Here is a 1,061-nt window from a genome sequence, read left to right as displayed (position 1 = left end):
GCCCGCCGCACCCTCGCCGAGCTGACCGGCCTGCCGCTCGTCACCTCCGCCAACCTGATCGAGGCCACTCAGGACTGCGGCGCCTTCGTCCAGCTCTCCGGAGTCCTGAAGCGCATCGCGGTCAAGCTCTCCAAGACCTGCAACGACCTGCGGCTGCTGTCCTCCGGACCGCGCGCGGGGCTCAACGAGATCAACCTGCCGCCGGTCCAGGCCGGTTCCAGCATCATGCCCGGCAAGGTCAACCCGGTGATTCCCGAGGTCGTCAACCAGGTCGCCTTCGAGGTGATCGGCAACGACATCACCATCACCATGGCCGCCGAGGCCGGGCAGCTCCAGCTCAACGCCTTCGAACCGGTCATCTTCCACGCCCTGTCGAAGAGCCTCCTCTCCCTGCGCGCCGCCTGCCTGACCCTCGCCGACCGCTGCGTCAGCGGCATCACCGCCAACACCGAGGCGCTCCGGGCGGCCGTCGAGAACTCCATCGGCCTCGCCACCGCGCTCAACCCGCATCTCGGCTACACCGCGGCCACGGCCATCGCGCAGGAGGCGCTCGCCACCGGGCGCGGAGTCGTCGAACTCACCCTGGAGAAGGGCCTCCTGCCTGCCGAACGCCTCGCCGAGCTGCTCACCCCCGAGCGCCTCACCGGAGCCCCGGGCCCGGCCCTGGCCTGACCTCGCCGCCTCCTCGGCCCCCNNTGACCGGAGCTGAGGGGGCCGCGCAGGCGTGCCCGGCCTGAAGTTACCCGTCGGTTTCTCGTGACTTCCCCGATAGTCGACAGTAGAACATGTTCCCATTCGCCCCTGAGTGAGGAACATCACATGAGCGAACACCCCCTGCCCGCAAGGGGAATCGGAGGCGTCAGCCGCCGCCGATTCCTCGCGGGAACAGGTTCTGTTCTCGGTGCTGCCGCCCTCGTCGGTCACGGCACCCCGGCCCACGCCGAAGCCCGCCTCGCCGACACCCCCATCCCCACCGGCGCCCACGTGCCCGCCCTCGTCGTCGGCACCGGATACGGCGGCTCCGTCGCCGCCCTCCGGCTCGCCCGCGCGGGCGTCGCCGT

2 protein-coding genes are annotated in these 1,061 nt (G+C 70.9%); both read left to right on the top strand.

The window, feature by feature from the left end; all coding sequences use genetic code 11:
* Nucleotides 1-672, top strand: a 672-nt coding sequence (locus AOK00_RS40780; protein ID WP_254047551.1) for a lyase family protein, incomplete at its 5' end; no start/stop codon positions are given.
* Nucleotides 673-819: 147 nt separating this feature from the next.
* The coding region (locus AOK00_RS29445; RefSeq protein WP_159041870.1) for a twin-arginine translocation signal domain-containing protein at nucleotides 820-1,061 on the top strand (242 nt) is incomplete at its 3' end.

It is taken from the genome of Streptomyces aureus (assembly GCF_001418135.1).
In the GTDB taxonomy this organism is placed as follows: domain Bacteria; phylum Actinomycetota; class Actinomycetes; order Streptomycetales; family Streptomycetaceae; genus Streptomyces; species Streptomyces aureus_A.
The sequence above is the reverse complement of the archived record's forward strand: the minus strand, read 5'-3'. Positions and strand labels throughout refer to the sequence as shown.